The following is a 23,947-nucleotide window of genomic DNA, read 5'->3' as shown; positions in this document are numbered from 1 at the left end:
CTTACAAAATTAATTTAAACCAAGATCAACGACGAGTTGACGAGTTGGTTCGACTTGATTCATTGAATAGAAATGTAGGCTTGGTGCACCACCTGCGATCAAGCGTTCACATAGCTTCACAACAACTTCATGACCAAAAGCTTTAATACTCTCACTGTCATCGCCATAGGCTTGTAATTGCTTACGGATCCAGCGAGGAATTTCTGCACCAGTACCATCAGCAAAGCGAATTAAGTTGCTGGCATTGGTAATAGGCATGATGCCAGGAGCTACCGGAATATTAACTCCAGCTTTTTCTAAACGCTCAATAAAATAAAAGTATGAGTCTGGATTAAAGAAGAATTGAGTAATTCCTGCATTAGCACCAGCTTGTACTTTTTCAATAAAACGTTGGATATCTGAATCAAGATTCTCAGCTTGAGGGTGCATTTCTGGATAAGCTGCAACTTCAATATGAAAATGATCACCTGAATGCTGACGAATGAAACGTACTAAATCTTGAGCATAAGGAAGTTCGCCAAGTCCGACTTGACCAGACGGCAAATCACCCCGTAAAGCGACAATACGGTTAATGCCTTGCGCTTTATATAGGTCGAGTAGCTCAGCAATACGAGCTTTATCATCACCAATGCACGAAAGGTGAGGTGCAACTGGCGTACCTTTACCATTGAAATCGTCAATAGCAGCAAGAGTACGTTCACGAGTAGAACCACCAGCACCATAAGTAATCGAGAAGAAATCGGGATTTAGTGGTTGTAATTCTTGATGAACAATACGAAGTTTTTCAGCACCGGCATCAGTTTTCGGTGGGAAAAACTCAAAAGAAATGGGTATACGTTTAGTCATGTCAAATCCTTGTAAACAGCGAAACAATATTTTTAGAAAAAAGGGCAGTCGGTTCACCGTCTGCCCTTAAGTTCTTAGTATTTGTAAGCGTCAGACTTGAATGGTCCCTCAACAGCAACACCTAAATAGCCAGCTTGCTCTTGAGTTAATTGAGTAAGTACACCACCAAAACCTGCAACCATTGCCGCAGCAACTTCTTCGTCAAGTTTCTTAGGAAGAACTTCTACACGAATTTTTGCAGTTTTTTCGTTTGCAGGAAGGTCAGCAAATTTCTCTTGGAATAAGTGAATTTGACCTAACACTTGGTTAGCAAAAGAACCATCCATCACACGTGATGGGTGACCAGTTGCATTACCAAGGTTTACAAGGCGACCTTCAGAAAGAAGAATGAGGTAGTTATTTTCATCTTCAGAACGATAAACTTGGTGAACTTGTGGCTTAACTTCAACCCACTTGTAACCACGTAAATAAGCAGTATCAATTTCTGTGTCGAAGTGACCGATGTTACATACAACTGCACCAGCTTTTAAGCTATCTAACATTGCAGCATCACATACGTGGTAGTTACCAGTAGTAGTTACAACAAGGTCAGTGTTGCCAAGTAAGTCTTGGTTAATATCTTCTTTTTTGCCTGTTTGTACGCCGTTTTTGTATGGAGATACAACTTCATAGCCGTCCATACATGCTTGCATTGCACAAATTGGGTCAACTTCAGTTACACGAACGATCATGCCTTCTTGACGTAAAGATTGAGCAGAACCTTTACCAACATCGCCATAACCGATCACAAGCGCACGGCGACCAGACAAAAGCATGTCAGTTGCACGTTTGATTGCATCATTTAATGAGTGACGGCAACCATATTTGTTGTCGTTTTTAGACTTAGTAACAGAGTCATTTACGTTGATAGCTGGTACTTTCAAAGAACCGTCTTTCCACATTTCGATAAGACGTTGAACACCTGTTGTAGTTTCTTCAGTAATACCGTGAATACGTTCTAAAAGTGCAGGGTATTTGTCATGAACAAGAGCAGTTAAGTCACCGCCATCATCCAAGATCATGTTGGCATCCCAAGGTTGACCATTAACATTAATTTGTTGTTCTAAACACCATACATATTCTTCTTCAGTTTCACCTTTCCAAGCGAAAACTGGAATACCACGAGCAGCAATTGCAGCAGCAGCATGGTCTTGAGTCGAGAAAATGTTACATGAAGTCCAACGAACTTCAGCACCTAATTCAATAAGCGTTTCAATAAGAACCGCTGTTTGAATGGTCATGTGGATACAACCAAGAATTTTTGCGCCAGCAAGTGGTTTAGAGGCTGCATAACGTTTACGTAAACCAATTAGAGCTGGCATTTCTGCTTCAGCAAGTTTGATTTCTTTACGACCGTAGTCAGCAAGTGAGATGTCAGCAACTTTATAATCTGTAAATGAAGCATTAACCGCGTTCATCAGGATCTCCTAGGGAAAAAATAGTATGGATCGTTCTGTTCGCGGATGCCGTTGTTGGTTAAAAACGAGCGTTTAACCGATTGTCGAGCCTGGCAAATTGATCTTTAGTGCCGATCACTTGTCGCAGCATCCCTCGACTAGCGAAACATTGTACTTGGAAAAGCTTTTAGTGCCAATCCAGTTTTGTTTATTATCTGCTTAATTACGACTTTAGATTTAAATTATGGCCTTAAATATTCCCAAATCTTTGGCAAACCTCGAAGCGAATAGCGGTGTTTTTGCGGTTTGGATGTTACTTCGGCATCATGGGGTTCAAATTGATATTTCCGAGCTGATTCAAATTTGTCGATATGATGAAGACGGCACCTATACAATTGCCTTGGCTGTTGCTTTAAAGAAATTTGGGTTTGAGGTGTCATTTCATTCGGATAAAGACCCAAATATTAGCCCAAGCGAACGCATGAGTTATAAAGAAGCAAATGTATTGAAAATACCAACGGGCCCAGCATTAAGCTATCAGGATATTCAAGCTACAATTCAAAATGGAAAAATGGTGATTGTGTATTACGACACTTTAGAAGGTATCGGAAATCAGTCACTCATTTATTCTATAGATCAAAATGAAATCTGTTTTTTTGATAGTTTTGAACCGATGTCAGCGGCAGTCTTTGAAAAGCAACGTCAAGTGGAAGGGATTTGTCGTCAGGCTATCGTGATTGATGATCGTAATTTTCAAATGCATTCAACCAAATTGAATTAGATAAAAAGAGCCAGTAGAGTACTGGCTCATATTAAAGTTATTTTTGTTGATATTCTTGAATCACTTCTAAAGCCGCTCGAAAGGCTTCTTGAGTAGCAGGGGCACCGCAATATGGCAGACTATGCAATAACGTTTCTTGAATTTCTTCAACTGTACAACCATTGTTGAGCGCGCCGCGAACATGTCCTTTGAGTTCCGTTGGTGACTTAAGTGCAGTTAACATGGCCAAAGTAATTAATGAACGATATTTGCGCGGCAGCACACCTTCACGCTGCCAAGTAGATCCCCATGCATGTTCATTAATCCAGTCTTGCAATGGCTGAGTAAATGGTACCGTATTCTCTTGGGCACGTTTTACAAAAGCTTCTCCCATCACTTCTGTGCGAACTTTTAATCCATTTTCGTAATCTTGCTTAGACATTAATTTCTCCTAAAAATAAAAGCGTCGATTGACGCTTTTATGGCTGTTTATTAATTAATGCGAATCAAAAATGATTGCAATAGTGAATTAGTGGAGGCATCAGTCACTAAATTTGATGAGGGTTAGATAAAGGAAGATCTTTATTTAAATGTTCATCAAAAACATCTGTAAGCATGCTGTCGAATCGAATTGCGTTGTATTGCAATAATTGTTGAGCTTCGCTTTCAGAAATAAAACCTTCTTTTGTAGCGTGTTCAATATTCTCTTCGAAAGTAAGTCCCTTAAATTTACCTTTAGATTCAGCTTTTTTAAACTTATCCCAAAGTGGTTCAAGAGTTCGTAAAATTTGGAATGTATGTTCTAAACGACCAGTCACATCATCGGCTTTGGTTGAGTAAAATACATGATGTTTGAGTTGTTCTCTAAAAGGATGCTCTTGCATCATAAGTTCAGCAACTTGCTTTTTTAACTCATCATCGGGTTTTGAAATGACACGACCAAAAGGGAAACAGATCCATTTTACAAATGCTGCGGGAAGTTTAGCTGGGAAGTTTTCAAATAAGCCCCAAAATGCTTCCTGAATATTCAAGAAAGCTTTTTGCAGAGCTAATTTAGCGTGAAGTTGTTCAGCTTCAGTTTTTTGACCAGCTTCATAAAACTTTAAAATTGCAGTAGAAATAAAAAGGTGAGCATGAATATCTGCCAAGCGTCCTGATAACATTTCTTTGCGTTTTAAGTCTCCTGCAAGTAAGCCAAGCGCCATATCTGCAACTAAAGCAAAGTTGGCACTGAAACGGTTAATCGTTTTATAGTAACTGGCAGTAAATTGATCTACTGACTGCGGAGCATCGCTTGAGCCACCTGTCCAACCATAAGCAAATGATTTTGCTCCGCGGTTAAAGGTATAGGCTAAATGTTTAAATAAAAGATCATCGAATTTTTTGACTGAAGTGCTTTTATCTTCAGACTGAAGTAGTTGCAACTCTTCAAAAAGGTAAGGGTGACAACGCATTGAACCTTGACCAAAAATCATCAATGAACGGGTTAAAATATTTGCGCCTTCCACTGTAATTGCAATTGGAATTGCTTGATAGGTGAGTGCAAGGAAGTTACGTGGTCCAAGTTGAATTGCACGTCCTCCGGCAATATCCATTCCGTGATTAACCACTTTGCGCATCGTTTCAGTTGCATAATATTTTGCCATGGCGGTCATCACGGCGGGTGTTCCACCTTGATTTAGACCACACGTAACTAAATAACGGAATGCCTCAAGCATATAGGCATCACTTGCAATTTCACTCGTCGCTTCTTGTACACCTTCAAATTTGCCAACAGAGATATTAAATTGCTGGCGAATTTTCGCAAAAGCCCCTACGGTGAGATAGCTCATTTCACCTGCGGCTGTTGCTAAAGCTGGAAGTGAAATACCACGGCCAACACCTAAACATTCCATGAGCATGCGCCAGCCTTTACCGGCATTTTCTTGTCCACCAATAATCCAGTCAATTGGAATAAAAACATCTTCTCCTTCTACGGTTCCATTCATAAATGGAGAACCTGGAAAATGACGTGCTCCTATTTTTATGCCTGAATGACTTGCAGGAATGAGTGCACAGGTAATACCGTATTCTGTTTTATTTTTATCGCCGAGTAGACCTTCTGGATCATAAAGTTTAAATGCGAGGCCAACAACGGTGGCAATTGGGGCAAGCGTAATCCAGCGTTTAGAGAAATTCATGCGAAGACCAAGAACTTGAGCACCTTCATATTCGCCGTAACAAACAACGCCTGAATCTGGAATGGCACCTGCATCTGAACCCGCTTCTGGACTGGTTAAACCAAAGCACGGAATTTCTTCACCTTTGGCAAGACCGGGTAAGTATTGTTGTTTTTGAGCATCTGTACCGTAGTGCATGAGCAGCTCACCCGGTCCTAATGAGTTTGGAACCATACAACTCACCGCGGTGGTGAGTGAGCGTGAAGCAATTTTGCTCATAATACGACTTTGTGCGAATGAGCTAAATTCTTTACCACCAAAAGACTTTGGAATAATGAGTCCTAAAAAACCCTTATCTTTAATAAATTGCCAAACTTCAGGAGGAAGGTCTTTTAAGTGATGATGAATTTCCCATTCATTGAGCATGCTACAAAGTAGTTCAACTTCATTGTCTATAAAACTTTGCTCTTCTTCTGATAAAGTTGGGTAGGGATACTTTTCAAATTGAGACCAATCAGGTGCTCCCATAAATAATTCTTTTTCCCACCAACTGGTACCAGCCTCTAAAGCCTCTTGTTCGGTGGTACTAATGCTCGGCATTGAATTCGCTAAAGTCTTATAGGCTGGCTTGGTAATTAGGTTAAATCGTAAAGGCTCAACTAAAATAATGATGCTGAGCGCAATAATTGGAATACCTAAAAGCAGAGACCATGGTGTTAGCAAGAATGCCGAAAGTATGGCAATAATAATGGCCACACCGCTACCAAGAACTTTATTTAAGTTAAAAAAGAAAATTGCCCATACTGCAATAAGCTGAATAATAATACTTAATATAAAGAGTAGGAAAATCATACTTGCTCCTTACTAGCTAAGCCCTCAAGTGGATGAAGTTACAAAAGCGAGGAGATATTTAAGGCTTAACTAGCTATTTTGTTGCTGTTTAAATTTGAGTTTTTATGTCGCAAATATTGATGTATATGCTAGAGCAGGGATATATCGTACTTTTAGGTATAAGATATTTTTGAGTGAAAGTGTAAGGGGTTATTTTATTGATTTGTCAAGAAATGTTATTGATTTTCTTATACAAATAAAAAGCCCTCTAATACAGAGGGCCTTTTATAGATATTTAATTTATTAAGCTTCGACGACCTGAACAGCAATTTTCTTAGCAGGATCTACTTTACGACGAACTTCTGGTACTGGTTCACCATGGTATTGACGATCAGCAAAGTAACTTGAACGAACCATTGGTGCAGACCAAATATTTCTAAAACCAAGTTTGCGGCCATGCTCTGCATAACGTTCAAACTCTTCTGGTGTTACAAAGCGGTCAATTGGTGCGTGTTGTTTAGAAGGCTGTAAATATTGACCAATAGTGACATAGTCAACATCGTGAGCGCGTAAGTCATCAAGTAATGCAATGACTTCTTCTTCAGTTTCACCAATACCCACCATCAAACCACATTTTGTTGGAATATCTGGGCAATATTCTTTAAACATTTTGAGTAAGGTTAAAGAATGTTGATAGTCTGAACCTGGACGCATTGCTTTATATAAGCGAGGTACCGTTTCAATGTTATGGTTAAATACGTCTGGCGGACATTCGGTCATAATGCGTAAAGCAATATCCATACGTCCACGGAAGTCAGGTACTAAAATCTCAAGCAATGTAGTTGGGCTAAGCGCACGAGCTTCTTTAATACAGTCCACAAAGTGTTGTGCACCGCCGTCAAGCAAGTCATCACGGTCAACAGAAGTAATTACTGCGTACTTGAGTTTCAGATTGGAAATGGTTTCTGCCATGTGACGAGGTTCGTCAGCATCTAACGCATTTGGACGACCATGTGCAACATCACAGAAAGGGCAACGGCGTGTACAAATATCACCCATGATCATGAATGTTGCTGTACCGCCCCCAAAACATTCTGGGAGGTTAGGACAAGCTGCTTCTTCACAAACGGTATGGAGTTTTTGAGCACGTAAAGTCGTTTTAATACGCTGAACTTCTTCTGGTGCCGTCATCTTGACACGAATCCAGTCAGGTTTACGCGGCACTTCAACCGTAGGTACAACTTTTACAGGAATTCTTGCGACTTTTTCTGCGCCACGAAGTTTTACACCCTGTTCAGGTTTACGGTGTTCTGACATATTTAACTTTTCCACTCGTTTATAGAGACATTGACATTGTATTATAGCGAAGTTCTTCAGTTAATAGCGGAAAATAACTATTCATATAATAAATGTGGTTATTCAGAAATATAGGGTTGAGAAATACATAAATTCACCGCATATTAGTCATAATCTATTATAAAATATGGTCATTCAAGAGAGGAAGGAGCTTTCAATGCCACGTAAAAAAGAGGTCGTTAGTGGGAATTTCGTTAAATACGATGCGGTAGTTCTCGGTTCTGGACCTGCAGGTGAAGGCGCGGCAATGAAGCTTGCAAAAGCGGGTAAGCGTGTTGCAATTGTAGATGTGCGTGATCAACTCGGTGGTAACTGTGCACATGTAGGAACCATTCCAAGTAAAGCATTACGTCAAACAGTTTCTAGTATTATTCGCTATCAACGTGATCCAATGTTTCAAAAAGTAGGTGAATGGAAACAGTTCACCATGAAACAGGTTTTGCGTAATGCACATAAAGTGATTCAACAACAGGTTGATACACATACACGCTTTTATGACCGTAATAAGATCGGTGTATTCCACGGGCGTGCATATATTCAAGATAAAAATACAGTCTTAGTTTTTAGCCATGAAGGCATTAAAGAAACAATTATTTGTAAACAAGTTGTGATTGCGACAGGTAGTCGTCCTTATCATCCGCAAGGTCTCGACTTTGATCATCCTCGCGTATTTGATTCAGACAAAATTCTTGATCTTGATTACTCAATTCAAAAGATCATTATTTACGGCGCCGGTGTTATTGGCTGTGAATATGCCTCAATCTTTATTGGTCTAGACCATAAAGTTGACTTGATTAACACACAGCAAAAACTACTAAGCTATTTAGATGATGAAATTGCTGATGCTTTGTCTTATCACTTGCGTGAACAAGGTGTTTTGATTCGTCACAATGAACAAATGGATCATCTTGAAACGTTTGATGACCACGTTGTTCTACACTTACAAAGTGGTAAAAAGATTAAAGCCGATGCCATTCTTTGGTGTAATGGCCGTTCAGGTAATACGGAAGGTTTAGGTCTTGAGAATGTTGGATTAGTACCAAACAACCGTGGTCAACTTTCAGTAAATGATCAGTACCAAACTGAAGTTGAAAACATCTATGCTGCTGGTGACGTGATTGGTTGGCCTTCATTAGCTTCGGCTGCTTATGACCAAGGGCGCTGTGCTGGCGCAAACATGAGTGGTGAAGATGCTAAACCAGTACGTGATATTCCTACAGGTATTTATACCATTCCGGAAATCTCATCAATTGGTAAAAATGAACAGGAATTAACGGAAGAGAAAATTCCGTATGAAGTTGGTCAAGCATCTTTCCGTCATTTAGCTCGTGCACAAATTACGGGTGATACAGTGGGTGAGTTAAAGATTCTTTTCCACCGTGACACTATGGAAATTTTAGGTATTCACTGTTTTGGTAATAACGCTGCTGAAATTATCCACATTGGGCAAGCAGTTATGCACAGCCCAAATAATACCTTGAAATATTTTGTTGAAACGACATTTAACTATCCAACAATGGCTGAAGCATATCGCGTAGCTGCGCTCAATGGTATGAATCGCTTGTTTTGATTTTAAATAAGTTTTTAATAAAAAAGCCCGCAAATCTGCGGGCTTTTTTATTTGCATTAGATCATACGATTTTTATATTTTTATGACAGTTCTGAGGAGTGATTTACGTGCTTTATATTTTAGTGGGCACAAAACGCTTGGTTAAAATATTCAAATAAATCTGGTGTTTGTTTCCATAAAATTATAGAAAGCACCAAAAGCGCAGCTATGATAAAAGTCATAATTGTTTTCAAAAGTAAGGCATTATGCGTCATGAATAACTGCCTCCTCATTAACAAAGAAGTGTACGATTACCCCTAGTATACTTAAGGCTATAGAACATAGCCAAATCGCATTGTAATTACCTGTTAAGTCATGGTTAACGCCGCCAAGCCATCCACCAAAGAAAGAACCGACTTGATGGGTGAAAAACACAATACCACTCAGCATCGAAAGATATTTAACGCCAAACATATTTGCCACAATGCCATTTGTGAGCGGAACTGTAGAGAGCCATAAAAGGCCCATAATGACGCCAAAAGCATATACCGTATAAGTGCTTAAAGGTAATAGTAAAAAGGCAATGATTGCGATGCCACGGCTGCCGTAAAGCGCCATTAATAATTTAGGCTTTGAGAAGCGATCTCCTAACCAACCAGCACCGTAAGTTCCTACTACGTTAAATAGGCCCACCAATGCCAGAAATACAGTGCCAGTAGCCGCGTCAAATCCGTGGTCGATTAAATAACCTGGCAAGTGAACGCCTAAGAAGACGACTTGGAATCCACAAACTAAAAAGCCTAAAGCTAACCACCAGAAGGGCTTATGTTTTCTGGCAATGTTAAGCACTTGTTTAAATGTGAGTTGAGGTTGAGCAATTGCTTTTGGTGTTTGATTGCTTGACCCTTATTAACATAAGCGCTAGCGGAATAATAAAAGCAATTAATAGCGCACTCACCATTAAGGCTGCTGACCATCCCACCGTTTTAAGTAAGAGCAGGGTAGATGGCAACATAATGAACTGACCGAAAGATCCAGCAGCACTCGCAATACCCATTGCCATGCTTCTTTTTTCTGGTGGAGCAGCTCGACCTACTGCACTGAGTAAAACCGTAAATGAGGTTGCTGATAAAGCTAAGCCAATAATTAACCCCAGACTTAAATTTAAGATTAATACGCTTGAACTAAAAGCCATTAAGAGTAAGCCGAGGGTATAGAGCATGCCACCGACTGCGACAACAATTCGACTGCCATATTTATCGGCAATTGCGCCGGTAAAAGGTTGAACGACTCCCCAGATCAGGTTTTGCATAGCAATGGCAAGGCTAAAAACATGTTGCCCCCAACCAAACTCATGACTCATCGGTACTAGATAGAGTCCGAAACCGTGTCTGACTCCTAGAGAAAGAGCTAGAATAATTGCACTGCCAATCAACATATAGATGAGGGGCTGAGAAAATTGATTGCCAGTTTTAGTCATGATTAATGGAAAATTATAATAATGTGATGATTTATTGTAGAAGATATATCGGGTAATATCGATATATTTAGAGAGAATATTTAAGGCGGGCTAAAGAGTTAGTAGGGATTGTATTGCTTTATGCAAAAGAGAAGAAGCAGAGCCAATTTGATCTCTGCTTCTTATAAAAATTAAGCTGCGGAATTACGTTCAAGTAATGCTTGTTCAAAAAGAACTTGTTCTTTTTCTTTATGTTCGGTGGTGAAGCGAATCAAAATTACACTACAGCCTGCGACCATAACCAGACCACCTAAAATAAACAGGCAAGTTTGAACATCAAGCAATCCTTTGAGTAAGAAACCAGCTGCGACAGCACCAACGTTACCACCTGCACCAATAATTCCTGCAACGCCGCCTAATGCATTACGATCAATAAATGGTACGAGTGCATAAGTTGCACCACAAGCCATATGAGTAAACAGTGCAAAAATGGTCATAGAAATGATTGCAAGAGCAACCACATTCATTTGTGAGAAGAGTATTAAGAATAAACCTTCACCCAAGATCATGAGTACGAGTACTTTTGTACGACCATCTAATCCTTTTTTGAGTGCAACTTTATCGGAGATGATCCCGCCGAGTGCACGAGCAAATAATGCCAGTAAACCAAATATCCCAGCAGTTAAACCAGCGGTTTTCAGATCCATTTTGAACTGATCGACATAGTACATTGCTGCAACGTTATGAATAAAAATTTCAATACCGAAGCATGCGCCGTAAGCTACAAATAAAATCCAGACACGGTAGTTGCGAGCAGCTTGCATTAAAATTGCTGTACCACCTTTTTTACCACTACCAACATCCATGCCTTGCGCGCGAACTTCTTTAAAGTTCCCTTGAGGGCAATCTTGAGTTAATTTCCAGTAAAGGATGCCGACAATAACCATCATTATGCCGGGTACAATTAATGCCACACGCCATCCCATGGCTTGCTCAACACCAAACATCACAATGGCACCGAGCAATAAAGGCATTAATGCTTGAGTTGCACCCCCACCAGCATTTCCCCAACCAGCCGCCGCTGCATTTGCTGTGCCTACAACGTTAGGAGCAAACATAACGCTTGTATGGTATTGCGTAATTACGAAGCTTGCGCCAATTGCGCCAATGAGTAAGCGAAAGAACAGAAAAGATTCATAACTATTGGCAGCAGCTACACCAAATACTGGAATACTGCCAACTAATAGGAGGGTGGTGTACGTAATGCGTGGACCATATTTATCGCAGAGTGGTCCGACAATAAGCCGAACTAAAATCGTAATGGCAACAGCAGCAATATTAATATTGGCAATTTGATCTTTTGTTAATCCAAACTCACCTTTAATAACGGGCATTAATGGTGCACACGCAAACCATGCGAAGAAACATACAAAGAAAGCGAGCCATGTCATGTGGAAGGCACGCATTGCTGGAGTTGAAAAACTGAATAATTTAATCTCAGTTGCTTTTTTTGCATCTAGATTTACATTTGAAGACATACGCCGTCCCCCTGAACTGAACGAAATTTAATTTGCATGGCAATAAGTTGCCTATCTGCAGACCGATCAGAGCGGACATCGTTGGCCGTCTTGGTTTATTCATTGAATCAGCGTTGATTCATTATGCTATGAATAAAGCAAAGGGCGTGCCAAAAAATGAATTTTACTAAAAAGGAAAAATTACTTTCTAATTTTATTAAGTTAGTTTGTGAAGATAAAAATAATCAAAAAGATTCCGAAAATGAGGAGGCCGTAATAAGAATATAAGAAGGCCTTTATATCTGTAGTTTTTATAAAGAATGCTCATTTTTTTAGCATTTTGATTTAAAAAGAAGCAATTTGTAGATGTTTATAGATTGAAAGAAAGCTATAAAAACGTGCATAAGTTTTTATAGCTTTATATAAAACAAAAGTTAGAAGCGGTAACCGATCCCTGCATAACCTAAAATTGGGTTAATTTCGATGTCTGCTTTTGCATTAATTAATTCGCCATATTTGGCGTCGCTCACTGTAATGGTCGTATCTGTTTTTAAGTGAGCATAAGAGACAGAACCTACAGCGTACCATTTGTCATTAAAGTCATAGGTAAATCCTAAAGTTGCTACTGGAGCAATAGCATCGGATGCTTCAAGGTCAACTTTTGGATCACCAGAGCTAGTTTTTCTTTCTAAAGCAGCTCCTGATTTACCATCTTTAATATTTACAATCATATGACCTGCACTAACTAAGTCATTTTCAATTTCAGGGTTCATTTCTAATTCGCTGAAATAGGCATACATCACACCTAGACCAACATAAGGTCTAAATTTATTTACGCCGGTTTTGCCAAAGTGATATTGCAATTCAAATGCTGGTGTCCAAGCACGGGCTGACGCAGCACTTCCATGGGCCTCAAGATCTGTAATAAAAATATTATTATTAAGCTCCATAGAACCAGCAATTCCTCCCGCTGGTGTAGCGGTAGCTGAAAAAGGAGCATAAATTTTACCTTTACCTTGTAAATCAACTTTAGGAGGAATACCTGCTTTTACTTCTAAGGAAATGTTGTCAGTAAAGAAATAATTACTCATGAGTCCTAAGGTAGTAACGTCATCTGCCTCTAACCCAGTATTCTCTGCCTCCCATTGACTTAAACCGCGGATTTCAGCAGTTCCACTTAACCAAGATGGAATTTCATCAGCACCTAATCCACCAAGAGTGTCAATAAGTTTTTCAAGCACAATATTACTATTATCATCTGAAATATTGTCTTGGATAGTTTTTACTTTAATATCTCCAACCTTGGATTTCTCATTCTCTTTAACAGATGTATTAATTCTGAAAGGTTGAGCTTTTCCTGTAGGCTTGACATATAAAGGACCAGCAGAGACTGAAAAACGTTTGAAGCCATCACCATCTTTTAAACTAAAATATGGAGAAGCGGCAGAGGTGACTGTTGGCAGAGCAAAAAAGGCAGCTGTCATACAAAATAATGACTTTTTCATCATAAAAGGACTCCATGTCCGGCATTTGTTTACTGATTTTTATTGAGCCAACCATACCGTGTTTTATAAAAATGATTGTTTATTAAAAATTAATAATTGTAATTTTTTTGAAATAATTGTTTATATTTAGCAATATTTATTAATTAAAAATACATAATAAATAATAAAAGGCTACATAAAGTAGCCTTCTATTAAATGTAATTAAATGATTAGTTGAAGCGAGATAAGTCTTCTTCAGGGCGTGCAGTTAAAACTTCAATGCCAGTTTGAGTCACTAAAATAGTATGTTCATATTGAGCTGAAAGTTTATGGTCTTTCGTTACGACAGTCCATTTGTCGCCTAACAGTTTAGTTTGCCATACGCCTGCATTTACCATAGGTTCAATGGTAAAAGTCATACCTGCTTCCAGACGCATACCGGTACCAGCTTGACCATAATGTAATACTTGAGGCTCATCATGGAAAACAGTTCCAATACCGTGACCACAATATTCACGTACTACACTAAAACGTTCTGATTCGACATATTTTTGGATTGCATGGCCAATATCACCTAAATATGAACCATCTTTAACAGTTGCCATACCTCGGTACATGGCTTCTTGAGCAACCTTGCATAGACGGTTAGCTAAAATAGAAGTTTCGCCACCGATGACATACATCATATTGGTATCACCGTGATAGCCATCTTTAATCACAGTTACGTCAATATTTAGGATGTCACCATTTTTTAAGATTTTATTTTCAGAGGGAATACCATGACAGACAACATGGTTAACCGAAGTACAAATAGAGTGCTGAAAAGCAGGGCGTCCAGGAGCGCCACCATAGCCGACACAGGCAGGAATAGCATGCTGTACATTTTCAATGTGATTACGGCAAATGGTATCAAGTTCAAGTGTACTTACACCTGCCTTAATATAGGGCTTGATCATCTCTAGAACTTCAGCCGCCAGTCGTCCTGCAATGCGCATTTTTTCAATTTCATCTGGAGTTTTGATTAATCGACGTGGAGCTGTATAAGTACTGTTCATGATCTCTAAAAACTTTTGGTAATTTACAAGTGTCTATGGTATAAATAGCCGCCCATTTTATCAAATGCTTTTCGTGAATATCTTTTGCGAACAATTTTGATAGATGGGGTAAAAAATCCGCACATATATCGTCACATTACTCTGGGTGCCTGTAAAAGGGTGGAGAATGCGGATATATGGAGGCCTAACCCAAACTTTAAGGTAAAGAAAATGGCAGATTACAACGTAAGCATGCGCGACCTTCTTCAAGCTGGCGCGCACTTTGGTCACCAAACACGTTTCTGGAACCCAAAAATGCGTCAATACATTTTTGGCGCGCGTAACAAAATTCACATCATCAACCTTGAGCACACTGTTCCTGCGTTAAATGATGCTTTGAACTTCGCTAACCAATTAGCAAGCAAAAAGAACAAAGTTTTGTTTGTTGGTACAAAACGTGCTGCTTCTAACATCATCCGTGAACAAGCTCAACGCGCTGGTCAACCATATGTAGATCACCGCTGGTTAGGTGGTATGTTGACGAACTGGAAAACACTTCGCCAATCTATCAACCGTTTAAAAGATCTTCAAACTCAATCTCAAGATGGTACTTTTGCTAAGCTTACTAAACGTGAAGCTTTAGAACGTGCTCGTGAGATGGAAAAACTTGAGCGCTCTTTAGGCGGCGTTAAAAACATGGGTGGTTTACCTGACGCATTATTTGTAATCGACGTTGATCACGAAGCGATTGCAATCAAAGAAGCGAAGAACTTAGGTATTCCTGTTATCGGTATCGTTGATACAAACTCTAACCCAGACAACGTTGATTACGTTATTCCGGGTAACGACGATGCGATCCGTGCAGTAACTCTATATGCTTCAGCTATGGCTGACGCAATTCTTGCTGGTAAAGAATACGCTCAATCTCAAGCGAACGCTCAAGCAAAAGGCGATGACGCTGCGAAAGACGCTTCTGAGGCTTAATGCGTTTTGACGCAGGCTTGTCATTTTTGCGACATGTAATGGTGGCAAATTAAGCGTCGAGAGTGCAAACGGCCCAGAGTTTCTTTGGGCCGTTTTTGTTGAAAAGATTTATTTTCTACCGATTTTAGGAGATCAACATGACTGCAATTACTGCAAGCATGGTAAAAGAATTACGTGACCGTACTGGTCTTGCAATGATGGAATGCAAAAAAGCATTAACAGAAGCGAACGGTGACATCGAGCTTGCTATTGATAACCTTCGTAAATCTGGTCAAGCTAAAGCTGCTAAAAAAGCAGGTAACATTGCTGCTGACGGTGCAATCACAATCGTTCAAGAAGGCAACAAAGCAATTTTAGTTGAAGTTAACTGTCAAACTGACTTCGTTGCTAAAGACGAAAACTTCTCTAACTTCTCAAAAGCTGTTGCTACTGCTGCATTAGCTGCTGGCGAAACTGATGCTGCTAAAATCGCTGAATTAAAATTAGCAGACGGTCAAACAGTTGAAGAAGCTCGTATTGCACTTGTTCAAAAAATCGGTGAAAACATCCAAGTTCGTCGCGCGAAAATCGTTGAAGGCGAAAGCTTGGCTATCTACAAACACGGTTTAAAAATCGGTGTTGTAGTTTCTTATACTGGTGATGCTGATACTGGTAAAGGTATTGCAATGCACGTTGCTGCATTCAACCCAGTAGCTGTAAATGCTGAAGCTGTTCCTGCTGACCTTATCGCTAAAGAAAAAGAAATTGCTGAAGCGAAAGCGTTAGAATCTGGCAAACCAGCTAATATCGTTGAAAAAATGGTAACTGGTTCTGTTGATAAATATTTGAACGAAGTTGCTCTTGATCGTCAAATGTACGTAATCGACAACGACAAAAAAGTTGCTGATGTATTAAAAGCAACTGGTACTACTGTTGCTAACTTCGTACGTTTCGAAGTTGGTGAAGGTATCGAGAAGAAAGTAGAACTTAGCTTCGCTGAAGAAGTTGCTGCTGCTCAAGCTGCTGCGAAGTAATTCGTATCACGATAAAAAAAGCCCCTTTGGGGCTTTTTTTATCTCAACTAAAATGAGGGCTTAGCATGATAAATAAAAAAAATCTTAGTATTGGCAGTGTCATTATTTTATTGGTTGCTGGATATTTTGGTCTAGATTTATCTGGGCATAAGCAAAATCAATTACCGTCAACAACCATACCCGAAGCCCAGCATACAGAAACTACATTACCAAGTAATGGAGTCGACAACATAAAAGCTGCTCATGAGCAGAGACAAAGTAATGTTCAAGTGCAGGGGAGTGGTCGGGTCAAAGCAATTTTAAGAGATGATAATGATGGGTCGAGACACCAGAAATTTATTCTTGTATTAAAAAATGGCCTTTCAATTTTAGTCGCACATAATATCGATTTAGCCCCTAAAATTCCTAATTTAAAAAAAGGTGACACGGTAGAATTTTATGGCGAATATGAATACAACCCTAAAGGTGGTGTATTGCACTGGACTCATCGTGATCCACAAAGTCGTCATGAAAGCGGTTGGCTCAAACATGATGGGCAAATCTATCAATAAAGCCGAATAAACGAATAAAGAGATTGTTTTTATAGAGCAATTTTATTCTATTCAGTTTCTTAAAACATGTTATGGTTTTTTTATTGAATGGATGAGACGTATTTATGCAGCGGGAGCAAGCCGATTATCTGCATGTGCGAGAGCTGGGCGGTTTAGAGTTATTAAAAGCACATTATCACCAAACACAATTTTCGAAGCATACTCATGAAGGGTATTGTATTGGCGTGATTGAAGAGGGCGCACAGTCTTTTTTTAGGACAGGCCAGCTACATGTAGCTCCCAAAGGCGATATTATTTTAGTAAATGCTGACGAGATTCATACGGGTTCATCTGCTGTTGAGTCGGGTTGGCGATATCGGGCGATTTACCCTACACCTGAAATGTTAGCAGAAGTCAGCCAAGATTTTTTTGAAAATCCGCATGGTGCACCATGGTTTCCTCAAGCTGTGATTCGTGACTTAGGTTTGGCCCAACAACTTTGTTTACTCTTTGATTTATTAGAACAAAAAGATAATTTCTTACTCAAAGAAACAATGTATTTATCGACTTTAGCCTGTCTAATGAAGCGACATGGTAAATCAAATCAGACTTTTTGTGAGCTGCCAGAGGCATATTCCAAAATATTAAGAGTTAAAGAATTACTAGTAGAAATGCCTGAAACGAATTTTTCTTTGCAAGATCTGGCTGACATGGTGGGCTTGAGCGCGTGGCATTTCTTAAGACAATTTAAAAAATATGTGGGCTTGCCACCTCATGCTTGGCTTGTTCAAGCGCGCTTACAAAAAGCAAGACAATTATTAAAACAGGGTGACCAAATTGCGATGGTGGCACAGCAGTGTGGCTTTTCTGATCAAAGCCATTTTAATCGCCACTTTAAAAAAGCAATGGGGGTGACGCCAACTCAATATGTAGCTAGTCTAAATAACTAAATTATTAAAAATTTATTTACAGCAATTTTATTCAATATAAGTCGGCTCTCATCAAGCATTTTATAGAGATGCTTTTTATATTGGACTCTATATATGAATATTCAGCTTAATCAGTCAGTTGAGTTTCCAAAAAATAAGCCATCCTATCTTTTTTTGCGCGGTGCAATGGATATTTTACCATTGTCAATTTCTGTTATTCCATGGGCAATTTTAGCAGGCTCTATGGCAATTCATGCAGGTTTATCTTTCTATAAGGCGCTTGCGATGTCAGGAATTGTCTTTGCTGGAGCAGCGCAATTAGTTAGCTTAAGCATGGTAATGGAAGGTGCATCCACTTTTACAATTTATGTGACGATTTTCTTTTTAACAGCTCAGCATTTTATTTATGCATTAACTTTAAGAAATGACATTTCTATTTTGCCTCTTTCGAAACGATTAAGTTTGGGTTTTTTATTAACAGATGAATTATTTGCGGTGTGTGCATCCGGTGAAAAAAGGCAGCCAGAATATCTGTTGGGTGCAGGCATATCTTTTTATTTATTCTGGGTAGTGTTTAGCCTGGTAGGAATATTTTTAGCAACAGTGATTCCTGATTTATTAAATTATCATTTAGATTTTTCAATTGTGGCTATTTTTGTTGCCATGATCGTACCGTTATGTAAGGGGTTGCCTGTACTTGCTGGCGTACTAATGACTTGTTTTAGCGGTTTTTTCTTTAAATTTTATCAAGTTGAAGGGGCGATTTTACTTTCAGGATTACTAGGGATGTTGGTTGCTGTGTTAACTGAAAAAATAGAGAAGGAGCGATAATATGTCTTGGTTCATGATTTTAGGCTTGGCAGCAATCGTCTTTTTTAATCGTTATTATTTTTTAGAGCCTAACGTTAAAATTAAACTACCTCTCATTATGAATAAGATGCTTAATTATTCTGCTCCCTGTTTATTAACAGCAATTTGTATTCCGGTTGTTTTTTTTGATGGCGATAATTTAAAAGGAGTTTTAGATAATTCTTATATTTATGCAGCAATCTTTTGTATTGTGATTTCCATTTATCTAAAAAGAGTACTTTTAAGTGTTGTCACTAGTTTGGTTTTTTTCTATTTTATAAATTTTCTAATAAATCAGTAAAATGTAAAAAGCTGAATCGAGATGATCCAGCTTTAATTTAATAATTAGGAAAGAGCATGTTTTTGTCTGCTTTTCCATTTAGGTAAGATTTTTCCTAGATAGGCATCCATGCACCAAACTGGTCCAATTAGTAGAAATTGTAAATCTTTAAAAAAAGATGGTTTTTTGCCCTCGATTTTATGGCCATAAAATTGTCCGACCCAAGCAACCACAAAAATAGCGATATAAAATCCTACTCCTACAGGTAGGGTGTAAATGAGCCACGCCATAACAACCAGTAAAGCAGCCATTGCAATAGCAAGTACAAGATCTAAACGTGCATAAAATACGAGAGTCAGTACAAGTAATAGAGCTGTGAGTAAAGCGCTGAAATGGGCAATGATTCCAATAATAGAAAATAAAATGGCAGGAACGCAGAGCCAGTGAATTTGCTTGTTTGTTGGGTTTTGATGGCTTTCGCTATATTTATCAAACCATTCTGTAATGGATTTCATTAATGGCACACTCCTTGTTTTAGCTTTGATTTATTTTTTCTGAGTATATTTTATCCTGTTCTTAAGGTGGGCGACAAGAAACCGGTATTATTCAACTATAGAAACTTGGCAATAAAGATTTAAAAAGAACATGAGAAAAACGTAATGTCTGGGTGGTAGAAAAAGTACTCAATGTAACGTTGAGAATGATGCAATATTTCAGAATATTTTTTATAGGTTGCTAGATGATGAAATCATCAAAAAAAATGTGATTTTGAGATAGGTGGGAAAATTGCATGAAAAAGCTCTAGTTATCTACTCTAAAAACGCCATAATTAGCCTTAATTTTATAAAAATGGTACTAGGGTAGCGTAAATTTAATAAAGTCGCTCTAAACGCAATTTAGAAGCAAAATAAGCTTGGATAAGATAAACGTACTTTTTTGTGTAAAAAATATTCAAATTTAAGGGTGGAGAAGGGCTAAAAAAGATAATTTTTTAAACCTAAGTTAGAAATTATTTTATAGTTTAAAACATAAAAAAGCCGCAGAAAAAATTGCGGCTTTTTACATGAACTCTAGAGGCTATAACTTATGAAGTTGGACCATCAACACGTTCAATATTTACTTTTGCAGTTCCAGCATTGGTAATGCCAAGACGTTTAGCTGCACCGTATGATAGGTCAAGTACACGATTGCCATGGAAAGGACCACGGTCATTTACTTTTACAACCACACTTTTACCATTGTCTTTGTTAGTTACTCGGATGTAACAGTTTAATGGTAGGCTACGGTGAGCAGCAGTGAGAGCATTCATATCGAATGTGTCACCACTTGCTGTTTTGCGTCCATGGAATTGACGACCATACCATGAAGCCATGCCAGTTTGGCTAAACTTACGAACAGTGTTTGAAGCTACTGTGTTAAGTTTTTCAATCACTGAAGGCTCATCTTCAGGGATTTCAATTTTTGCTGCGATCGCTTGACGACGGATTTGATCGCCAGAACGTTCAGTGATTGAAAGACTGTTAATGTTAGAAAAACGAGAATTAAAATTTTGAGTATCTTTACTCAATACACGAGCTGCTAAATTAGAGCCATCTACATCACTATTTAATGATGATGATTGCACCATTTCAGCATGCAATGGGGCCATGCTTAAACTAGCCGTCAGTGCAAGAACGTATTTCAGCGATAACTGCATTTGTATAAACTCCTGAGAACATGTACTTTTTTCTTTCAGCGATTGACTGAAATTTAAAGTGAACATGTCTGATTATTCACTTTTGCAATTGCTACATTGGGGTGGATAATATTCATCGCTTACGGAGAGTGTCTAGTCTTTAACGAGAAATCGTTACAAAAAGGGCAAAAACTTACAGTTCTGGGTTAAAAAATAATCAAAAGTGTAACAAGATATTAAATTTGTGCGTATTGTGATCTATTTAACAAAAATATTTATTGACTTTTACATAACTCATAAAAAAGCTAGCCTATCGGCTAGCCACTTCAGTGCCTAATAACCATACAGCAGTCGCATACATACGGCTCTTATTATAGGTCGTAATTACTTGAAAATTTGGGTAAGTTAAATAGTAAATCGGACCATTATAGTCTTGTAATTGAATAACATTTACCATATCCAGATCATCAATTTTAACTAAAGGATTTAATGGTGAGATGCCTAGTGTCTTTAATGCACCATATGGAAAAGGCTGAGTTAAATCTTTAGCAATAATACTTTCCGGATTTGATCCCGTGTAACGCGCCATAAAGCCGATAGGTTGATCGCGTTGCCATCCTTGTTTTGCTAAGTAGTTTGCGATTGAACCGATTGCATCTTCTGCAGAGTTTCTTAAATCGATATGACCGTTACCGTCATAATCGACCCCATATTTACTAATATTGCTCGGCATAAACTGTGGATAGCCAATTGCACCTGCATAGGAACCTACAATACTACTTGTTGGGGAACCTTCCTTATAGGTCCATGCAATAAGAGCGGCGAGTTCATCACCAAAATATTCAGCGCGGCGAGGGTAGCCAAAAGCAAGTGTGGCTAAGGCATCACGTGTAATAAAAGAACCTTTATTCGCGCCATAACCTGTCTCAACACCCAAAATACCCAAAATGACAGCTTGAGATACACCATATTGTTGTTCAGCGCGATTTAAAGCATCTGCATATTGGTTTTTAAAACGGACGCCACGTTGAATTGTCCCTTCAACCAAAAACATAGAACGATAGTCATACCAAGGTTTGCTTTCCCCTGGACGAGTCATAATATTTAGAATGTTTGGTAAATTTTTTGCACCATTCATGGCTGCATCAACTTGATCGCCACTTAACCCATAAGCGCTCATCGTTTTGTGTTTAAAATTTACATAATCAGGATGTGTTGCAAAATCGTTGGCCTGAGCGAAGTGACTTGTACTGATTAAACCAGTACACAAAGCAAGCATTTTTAAAGTTTTATTTAAGTGTTGAGACAACATATCGTTTTAAAATTCCAGATTATCGATGTGTATGAATGGACATGACTAAACCAAAGGTGGCCATTAAAGTAATAATAGCTGTTCCACCATAACTCATAAAAGGTAAAGGAACACCTACTACAGGTAAAATACCACTGACCATTCCCGCATTTACAAATACATAAACAAAAAAAGACAAACCAAAGGCGCCAGCAACTAAACGTCCATAGTTATGGAAGCTTTGTAAGCCGATTTGGAATGTTCTAAAAATAATAGCAAAATAAAGAATAACTAAAATAAGTACACCGATGAGCCCAAATTCTTCGGAATACGCAGCAATAATAAAGTCGGTATGACCTTCGGGTAAAAAGTGCAAATGTGATTGAGTTCCTTCAAGAAATCCTTTACCCGAAAAACCACCAGAACCAATCGCAGTTTTAGATTGAATAATATTCCAACCTGTACCGAGCGCATCAGCCTCTGGGTCAAGCAAGGTTAAAACCCTTTGACGTTGATAGTCGTGTAAAAGAAATTCCCAAGCAATCGGAATGATAATCGCAGCGCAAGCTACTGCGGCACCGATCATACGCCATGATAGTCCACTTAAAAATAAAACAAATATGCCACTTGCTAGCACTAACACTGATGTCCCTAAATCGGGTTGTTCTGCAATTAGTAAAAAAGGAATACCAATTAACATTAATGATAAAACAACTTGTGAAAAGCTAGGGGGAAGGGGTTTACGTGCTAAAAACCATGCAACCATCATGGGCATACCGATTTTCATGAACTCACTGGGTTGGACACTTCCGAAACCGGGAATATCAATCCAGCGCTGAGCACCCATTCGGACTTCGCCAAACACCATGACTGCCACAAGTGAAAATAAGCCAAATAAATAAAAATATGGAGAAAAAGCTTGATAGACCTTGGGCGGAATTTGGGCTAGACCAAACATAACTAAAAAGCCAATACCAAAACTCATGGCTTGTTTACTCACTAACCCTACATCTTGTGCAGAAGCACTATATAGTACGGTTAAACCTAATAAAGCATTTAAGAGCAGAAATAGGCATAACCAAGGGTCAACATGGAGCTGTTGCCACTTTGATGGTTGCATAGCGGTGCTAAGACCATCTCGAGGAGCTTGGCGTAAAAATTTATATTGTGGGCTAGGAGACATGCGGCGTTAACTAAGGTCAATCAGTGCTTGGCGCATGCTAACATAAACGTGGTGAATGGCAATGTATATCAATATTTTGCAATAAAAAAACCTAGCTCTCGCTAGGTTTCCGATAGTCTATTTTTTATTAGTTAAAGAATAGACCATCATGGTATTCAGCCATCGCTTTAAGTTCAGTGCGATTTAAGCTTGGGATCAGTTTGTCGATTGCAATGTGAACAGCTTTTGTTACGGCTGCTGCACCAATATCTGCTGCTTTACGTTTGATCATACCGAGGTCTAATGTTTTATTAAAATCAGACATGAAGTGTTTGATCATCGCATCGCCGAATTGTTTATATAATTCAGCTAAAGCAGCTTTATTAATGTCATTGCCGGCTTCAAGCTCAGTAAAGTTATGCTTAAGGTTAGTCACTAAACCTGCATCTAAATTTACGCCTACTTTATATTGACCTTGTGGGTCTTTAAATAAGCTTTTTTCAGAGAACTCAACTGACTGTTTAACTACATCGTTAGGTGCTTTGCTTAACAATTGCTTTAAAAGAACAGCAACGGTTGATTTGACATAACCTGCTAGTTTTTCGGCAGTATCACGCTTTTCACTTGCAGGAAAATGTTGAACTAACTGAATCAAGACATTATCAATAATTTCTTCATTAAGTTGTAAAGCAATCTTATCGCGAAGTGGATATAAAGGTTCACTAGAATTTTTATTCGCAATTCCAGTCTGCATATCGTTCAATAAGCCTTCAGAAGGGGTAAAACCAAAAAACGGCATGGTA

The 23,947-nt window shown here is 38.7% G+C and carries 22 protein-coding genes and 1 pseudogene; 8 read left to right on the top strand and 15 right to left on the bottom strand.

The annotated features are described in order from the left end of the window. Positions 1-9: 9 nt before the first annotated feature. Positions 10-846: a methylenetetrahydrofolate reductase [NAD(P)H] gene (metF, locus tag RMB13_RS10130; RefSeq protein ID WP_004643512.1), complete on the bottom strand. Its 837-nt coding sequence runs from the start codon at positions 844-846 to the stop codon at positions 10-12. A 74-nt stretch (positions 847-920) separates the two neighbouring features. Beyond that, the gene (gene ahcY, locus RMB13_RS10125; RefSeq protein WP_005039164.1) at positions 921-2,303 is read right to left on the bottom strand and encodes an adenosylhomocysteinase; all 1,383 of its coding nucleotides are present in this window, start codon (positions 2,301-2,303) and stop codon (positions 921-923) included. 223 nt (positions 2,304-2,526) lie between these two features. Between ahcY and RMB13_RS10120 the strand changes: the two genes are divergently transcribed. Beyond that, complete coding sequence (locus tag RMB13_RS10120; protein WP_311085181.1) at positions 2,527-3,063, top strand: cysteine peptidase family C39 domain-containing protein; 537 nt, start codon at positions 2,527-2,529, stop codon at positions 3,061-3,063. 37 nt (positions 3,064-3,100) lie between these two features. Here RMB13_RS10120 and RMB13_RS10115 read toward each other — a convergent pair whose 3' ends face one another. From RMB13_RS10115 to lipA, 3 genes are all read right to left on the bottom strand, one after another. Next, positions 3,101-3,484: a carboxymuconolactone decarboxylase family protein gene (locus RMB13_RS10115; protein WP_000043120.1), complete on the bottom strand. Its 384-nt coding sequence runs from the start codon at positions 3,482-3,484 to the stop codon at positions 3,101-3,103. Positions 3,485-3,590: 106 nt separating this feature from the next. Further along, positions 3,591-6,053 carry an acyl-CoA dehydrogenase gene (locus tag RMB13_RS10110; protein ID WP_311085180.1) on the bottom strand — a complete coding sequence of 821 codons (2,463 nt, stop codon included), beginning with the start codon at positions 6,051-6,053 and terminating at the stop codon, positions 3,591-3,593. 282 nt (positions 6,054-6,335) lie between these two features. Next, a complete protein-coding gene (gene lipA / locus RMB13_RS10105; RefSeq protein ID WP_003650609.1) occupies positions 6,336-7,349 on the bottom strand; it encodes a lipoyl synthase in 1,014 nt (337 codons plus the stop codon). Positions 7,350-7,545: 196 nt separating this feature from the next. Between lipA and sthA the strand changes: the two genes are divergently transcribed. Further along, entirely contained in the window at positions 7,546-8,958 is a 1,413-nt protein-coding gene (sthA, locus tag RMB13_RS10100) for a Si-specific NAD(P)(+) transhydrogenase (protein WP_017387960.1), read from the top strand. A gap of 119 nt (positions 8,959-9,077) precedes the next feature. Here sthA and RMB13_RS10095 read toward each other — a convergent pair whose 3' ends face one another. The 5 genes and pseudogenes from RMB13_RS10095 to map all read right to left on the bottom strand — a co-directional run bounded on the left by RMB13_RS10095 (position 9,078) and on the right by map (position 14,452). Beyond that, positions 9,078-9,212: a hypothetical protein gene (locus tag RMB13_RS10095; RefSeq protein ID WP_005039176.1), complete on the bottom strand. Its 135-nt coding sequence runs from the start codon at positions 9,210-9,212 to the stop codon at positions 9,078-9,080. After that, positions 9,202-10,417: pseudogene (locus tag RMB13_RS10090) on the bottom strand (MFS transporter). The gene RMB13_RS10095 and the pseudogene RMB13_RS10090 overlap by 11 nt, the downstream one beginning before the upstream one ends. A gap of 170 nt (positions 10,418-10,587) precedes the next feature. Continuing rightward, entirely contained in the window at positions 10,588-11,934 is a 1,347-nt protein-coding gene (locus tag RMB13_RS10085; protein ID WP_017391946.1) for an MFS transporter, read from the bottom strand. 413 nt (positions 11,935-12,347) lie between these two features. After that, a complete protein-coding gene (locus RMB13_RS10080; RefSeq protein WP_056481188.1) occupies positions 12,348-13,421 on the bottom strand; it encodes an OmpW family protein in 1,074 nt (357 codons plus the stop codon). A gap of 206 nt (positions 13,422-13,627) precedes the next feature. After that, entirely contained in the window at positions 13,628-14,452 is an 825-nt protein-coding gene (gene map, locus RMB13_RS10075) for a type I methionyl aminopeptidase (protein WP_004643502.1), read from the bottom strand. Positions 14,453-14,662: 210 nt separating this feature from the next. Between map and rpsB the strand changes: the two genes are divergently transcribed. The 6 genes from rpsB (at position 14,663) to RMB13_RS10045 (ending at position 19,037) form a co-directional block, all read left to right on the top strand. Further along, entirely contained in the window at positions 14,663-15,415 is a 753-nt protein-coding gene (gene rpsB, locus RMB13_RS10070) for a 30S ribosomal protein S2 (RefSeq protein WP_002118204.1), read from the top strand. A 137-nt stretch (positions 15,416-15,552) separates the two neighbouring features. Then, on the top strand, positions 15,553-16,428 hold the full coding sequence (tsf, locus tag RMB13_RS10065) for a translation elongation factor Ts (RefSeq protein WP_311085179.1): 876 nt from the start codon (positions 15,553-15,555) through the stop codon (positions 16,426-16,428). Positions 16,429-16,493: 65 nt separating this feature from the next. Further along, positions 16,494-16,979 (top strand): DUF3465 domain-containing protein, encoded by a 486-nt coding sequence (locus RMB13_RS10060; RefSeq protein WP_311085178.1) that lies wholly within the window; start codon positions 16,494-16,496, stop codon positions 16,977-16,979. Positions 16,980-17,083: 104 nt separating this feature from the next. Then, positions 17,084-17,908, top strand: coding sequence for an AraC family transcriptional regulator (locus RMB13_RS10055; protein ID WP_005039189.1), 825 nt, complete (start codon positions 17,084-17,086; stop codon positions 17,906-17,908). Between the two features lie 93 nt (positions 17,909-18,001). Next, on the top strand, positions 18,002-18,718 hold the full coding sequence (locus RMB13_RS10050; RefSeq protein ID WP_311085177.1) for an AzlC family ABC transporter permease: 717 nt from the start codon (positions 18,002-18,004) through the stop codon (positions 18,716-18,718). A gap of 1 nt (position 18,719) precedes the next feature. Next, positions 18,720-19,037, top strand: a complete 318-nt coding sequence (locus RMB13_RS10045) for an AzlD domain-containing protein (protein WP_311085176.1) — start codon at positions 18,720-18,722, stop codon at positions 19,035-19,037. Between the two features lie 44 nt (positions 19,038-19,081). Here RMB13_RS10045 and RMB13_RS10040 read toward each other — a convergent pair whose 3' ends face one another. The 5 genes from RMB13_RS10040 to RMB13_RS10020 form a co-directional block, all read right to left on the bottom strand. After that, positions 19,082-19,531, bottom strand: a complete 450-nt coding sequence (locus RMB13_RS10040) for an Mpo1-like protein (RefSeq protein ID WP_311085175.1) — start codon at positions 19,529-19,531, stop codon at positions 19,082-19,084. Between the two features lie 569 nt (positions 19,532-20,100). Further along, positions 20,101-20,712 (bottom strand): septal ring lytic transglycosylase RlpA family protein, encoded by a 612-nt coding sequence (locus tag RMB13_RS10035; protein ID WP_003650639.1) that lies wholly within the window; start codon positions 20,710-20,712, stop codon positions 20,101-20,103. Between the two features lie 289 nt (positions 20,713-21,001). Further along, entirely contained in the window at positions 21,002-22,003 is a 1,002-nt protein-coding gene (gene mltB, locus RMB13_RS10030) for a lytic murein transglycosylase B (protein ID WP_311085174.1), read from the bottom strand. A 19-nt stretch (positions 22,004-22,022) separates the two neighbouring features. Then, on the bottom strand, positions 22,023-23,165 hold the full coding sequence (gene rodA / locus RMB13_RS10025) for a rod shape-determining protein RodA (protein ID WP_017391954.1): 1,143 nt from the start codon (positions 23,163-23,165) through the stop codon (positions 22,023-22,025). 127 nt (positions 23,166-23,292) lie between these two features. Continuing rightward, positions 23,293-23,943: a hypothetical protein gene (locus RMB13_RS10020; RefSeq protein WP_017391955.1), complete on the bottom strand. Its 651-nt coding sequence runs from the start codon at positions 23,941-23,943 to the stop codon at positions 23,293-23,295. Between the last annotated feature and the right edge of the window lie 4 nt (positions 23,944-23,947).

It is taken from the genome of Acinetobacter sp. V102_4 (assembly GCF_031799005.1).
GTDB classification, from domain to species: Bacteria; Pseudomonadota; Gammaproteobacteria; order Pseudomonadales; family Moraxellaceae; genus Acinetobacter; species Acinetobacter calcoaceticus.
The sequence above is the reverse complement of the archived record's forward strand: the minus strand, read 5'-3'. Positions and strand labels throughout refer to the sequence as shown.

What these genes read in the sequence shown, in the direction of transcription:
- metF (WP_004643512.1), bottom strand. Translation starts at nt 846, where the DNA reads ATGACTAAACGTATACCCATTTCTTTTGAGTTTTTCCCACCGAAAACT.
- ahcY (WP_005039164.1), bottom strand. Translation starts at nt 2,303, where the DNA reads ATGAACGCGGTTAATGCTTCATTTACAGATTATAAAGTTGCTGACATC.
- RMB13_RS10120 (WP_311085181.1), top strand. Translation starts at nt 2,527, where the DNA reads ATGGCCTTAAATATTCCCAAATCTTTGGCAAACCTCGAAGCGAATAGC.
- RMB13_RS10115 (WP_000043120.1), bottom strand. Translation starts at nt 3,484, where the DNA reads ATGTCTAAGCAAGATTACGAAAATGGATTAAAAGTTCGCACAGAAGTG.
- RMB13_RS10110 (WP_311085180.1), bottom strand. Translation starts at nt 6,053, where the DNA reads ATGATTTTCCTACTCTTTATATTAAGTATTATTATTCAGCTTATTGCA.
- lipA (WP_003650609.1), bottom strand. Translation starts at nt 7,349, where the DNA reads ATGTCAGAACACCGTAAACCTGAACAGGGTGTAAAACTTCGTGGCGCA.
- sthA (WP_017387960.1), top strand. Translation starts at nt 7,546, where the DNA reads ATGCCACGTAAAAAAGAGGTCGTTAGTGGGAATTTCGTTAAATACGAT.
- RMB13_RS10095 (WP_005039176.1), bottom strand. Translation starts at nt 9,212, where the DNA reads ATGACGCATAATGCCTTACTTTTGAAAACAATTATGACTTTTATCATA.
- RMB13_RS10085 (WP_017391946.1), bottom strand. Translation starts at nt 11,934, where the DNA reads ATGTCTTCAAATGTAAATCTAGATGCAAAAAAAGCAACTGAGATTAAA.
- RMB13_RS10080 (WP_056481188.1), bottom strand. Translation starts at nt 13,421, where the DNA reads ATGATGAAAAAGTCATTATTTTGTATGACAGCTGCCTTTTTTGCTCTG.
- map (WP_004643502.1), bottom strand. Translation starts at nt 14,452, where the DNA reads ATGAACAGTACTTATACAGCTCCACGTCGATTAATCAAAACTCCAGAT.
- rpsB (WP_002118204.1), top strand. Translation starts at nt 14,663, where the DNA reads ATGGCAGATTACAACGTAAGCATGCGCGACCTTCTTCAAGCTGGCGCG.
- tsf (WP_311085179.1), top strand. Translation starts at nt 15,553, where the DNA reads ATGACTGCAATTACTGCAAGCATGGTAAAAGAATTACGTGACCGTACT.
- RMB13_RS10060 (WP_311085178.1), top strand. Translation starts at nt 16,494, where the DNA reads ATGATAAATAAAAAAAATCTTAGTATTGGCAGTGTCATTATTTTATTG.
- RMB13_RS10055 (WP_005039189.1), top strand. Translation starts at nt 17,084, where the DNA reads ATGCAGCGGGAGCAAGCCGATTATCTGCATGTGCGAGAGCTGGGCGGT.
- RMB13_RS10050 (WP_311085177.1), top strand. Translation starts at nt 18,002, where the DNA reads ATGAATATTCAGCTTAATCAGTCAGTTGAGTTTCCAAAAAATAAGCCA.
- RMB13_RS10045 (WP_311085176.1), top strand. Translation starts at nt 18,720, where the DNA reads ATGTCTTGGTTCATGATTTTAGGCTTGGCAGCAATCGTCTTTTTTAAT.
- RMB13_RS10040 (WP_311085175.1), bottom strand. Translation starts at nt 19,531, where the DNA reads ATGAAATCCATTACAGAATGGTTTGATAAATATAGCGAAAGCCATCAA.
- RMB13_RS10035 (WP_003650639.1), bottom strand. Translation starts at nt 20,712, where the DNA reads ATGCAGTTATCGCTGAAATACGTTCTTGCACTGACGGCTAGTTTAAGC.
- mltB (WP_311085174.1), bottom strand. Translation starts at nt 22,003, where the DNA reads ATGTTGTCTCAACACTTAAATAAAACTTTAAAAATGCTTGCTTTGTGT.
- rodA (WP_017391954.1), bottom strand. Translation starts at nt 23,165, where the DNA reads ATGTCTCCTAGCCCACAATATAAATTTTTACGCCAAGCTCCTCGAGAT.
- RMB13_RS10020 (WP_017391955.1), bottom strand. Translation starts at nt 23,943, where the DNA reads ATGCCGTTTTTTGGTTTTACCCCTTCTGAAGGCTTATTGAACGATATG.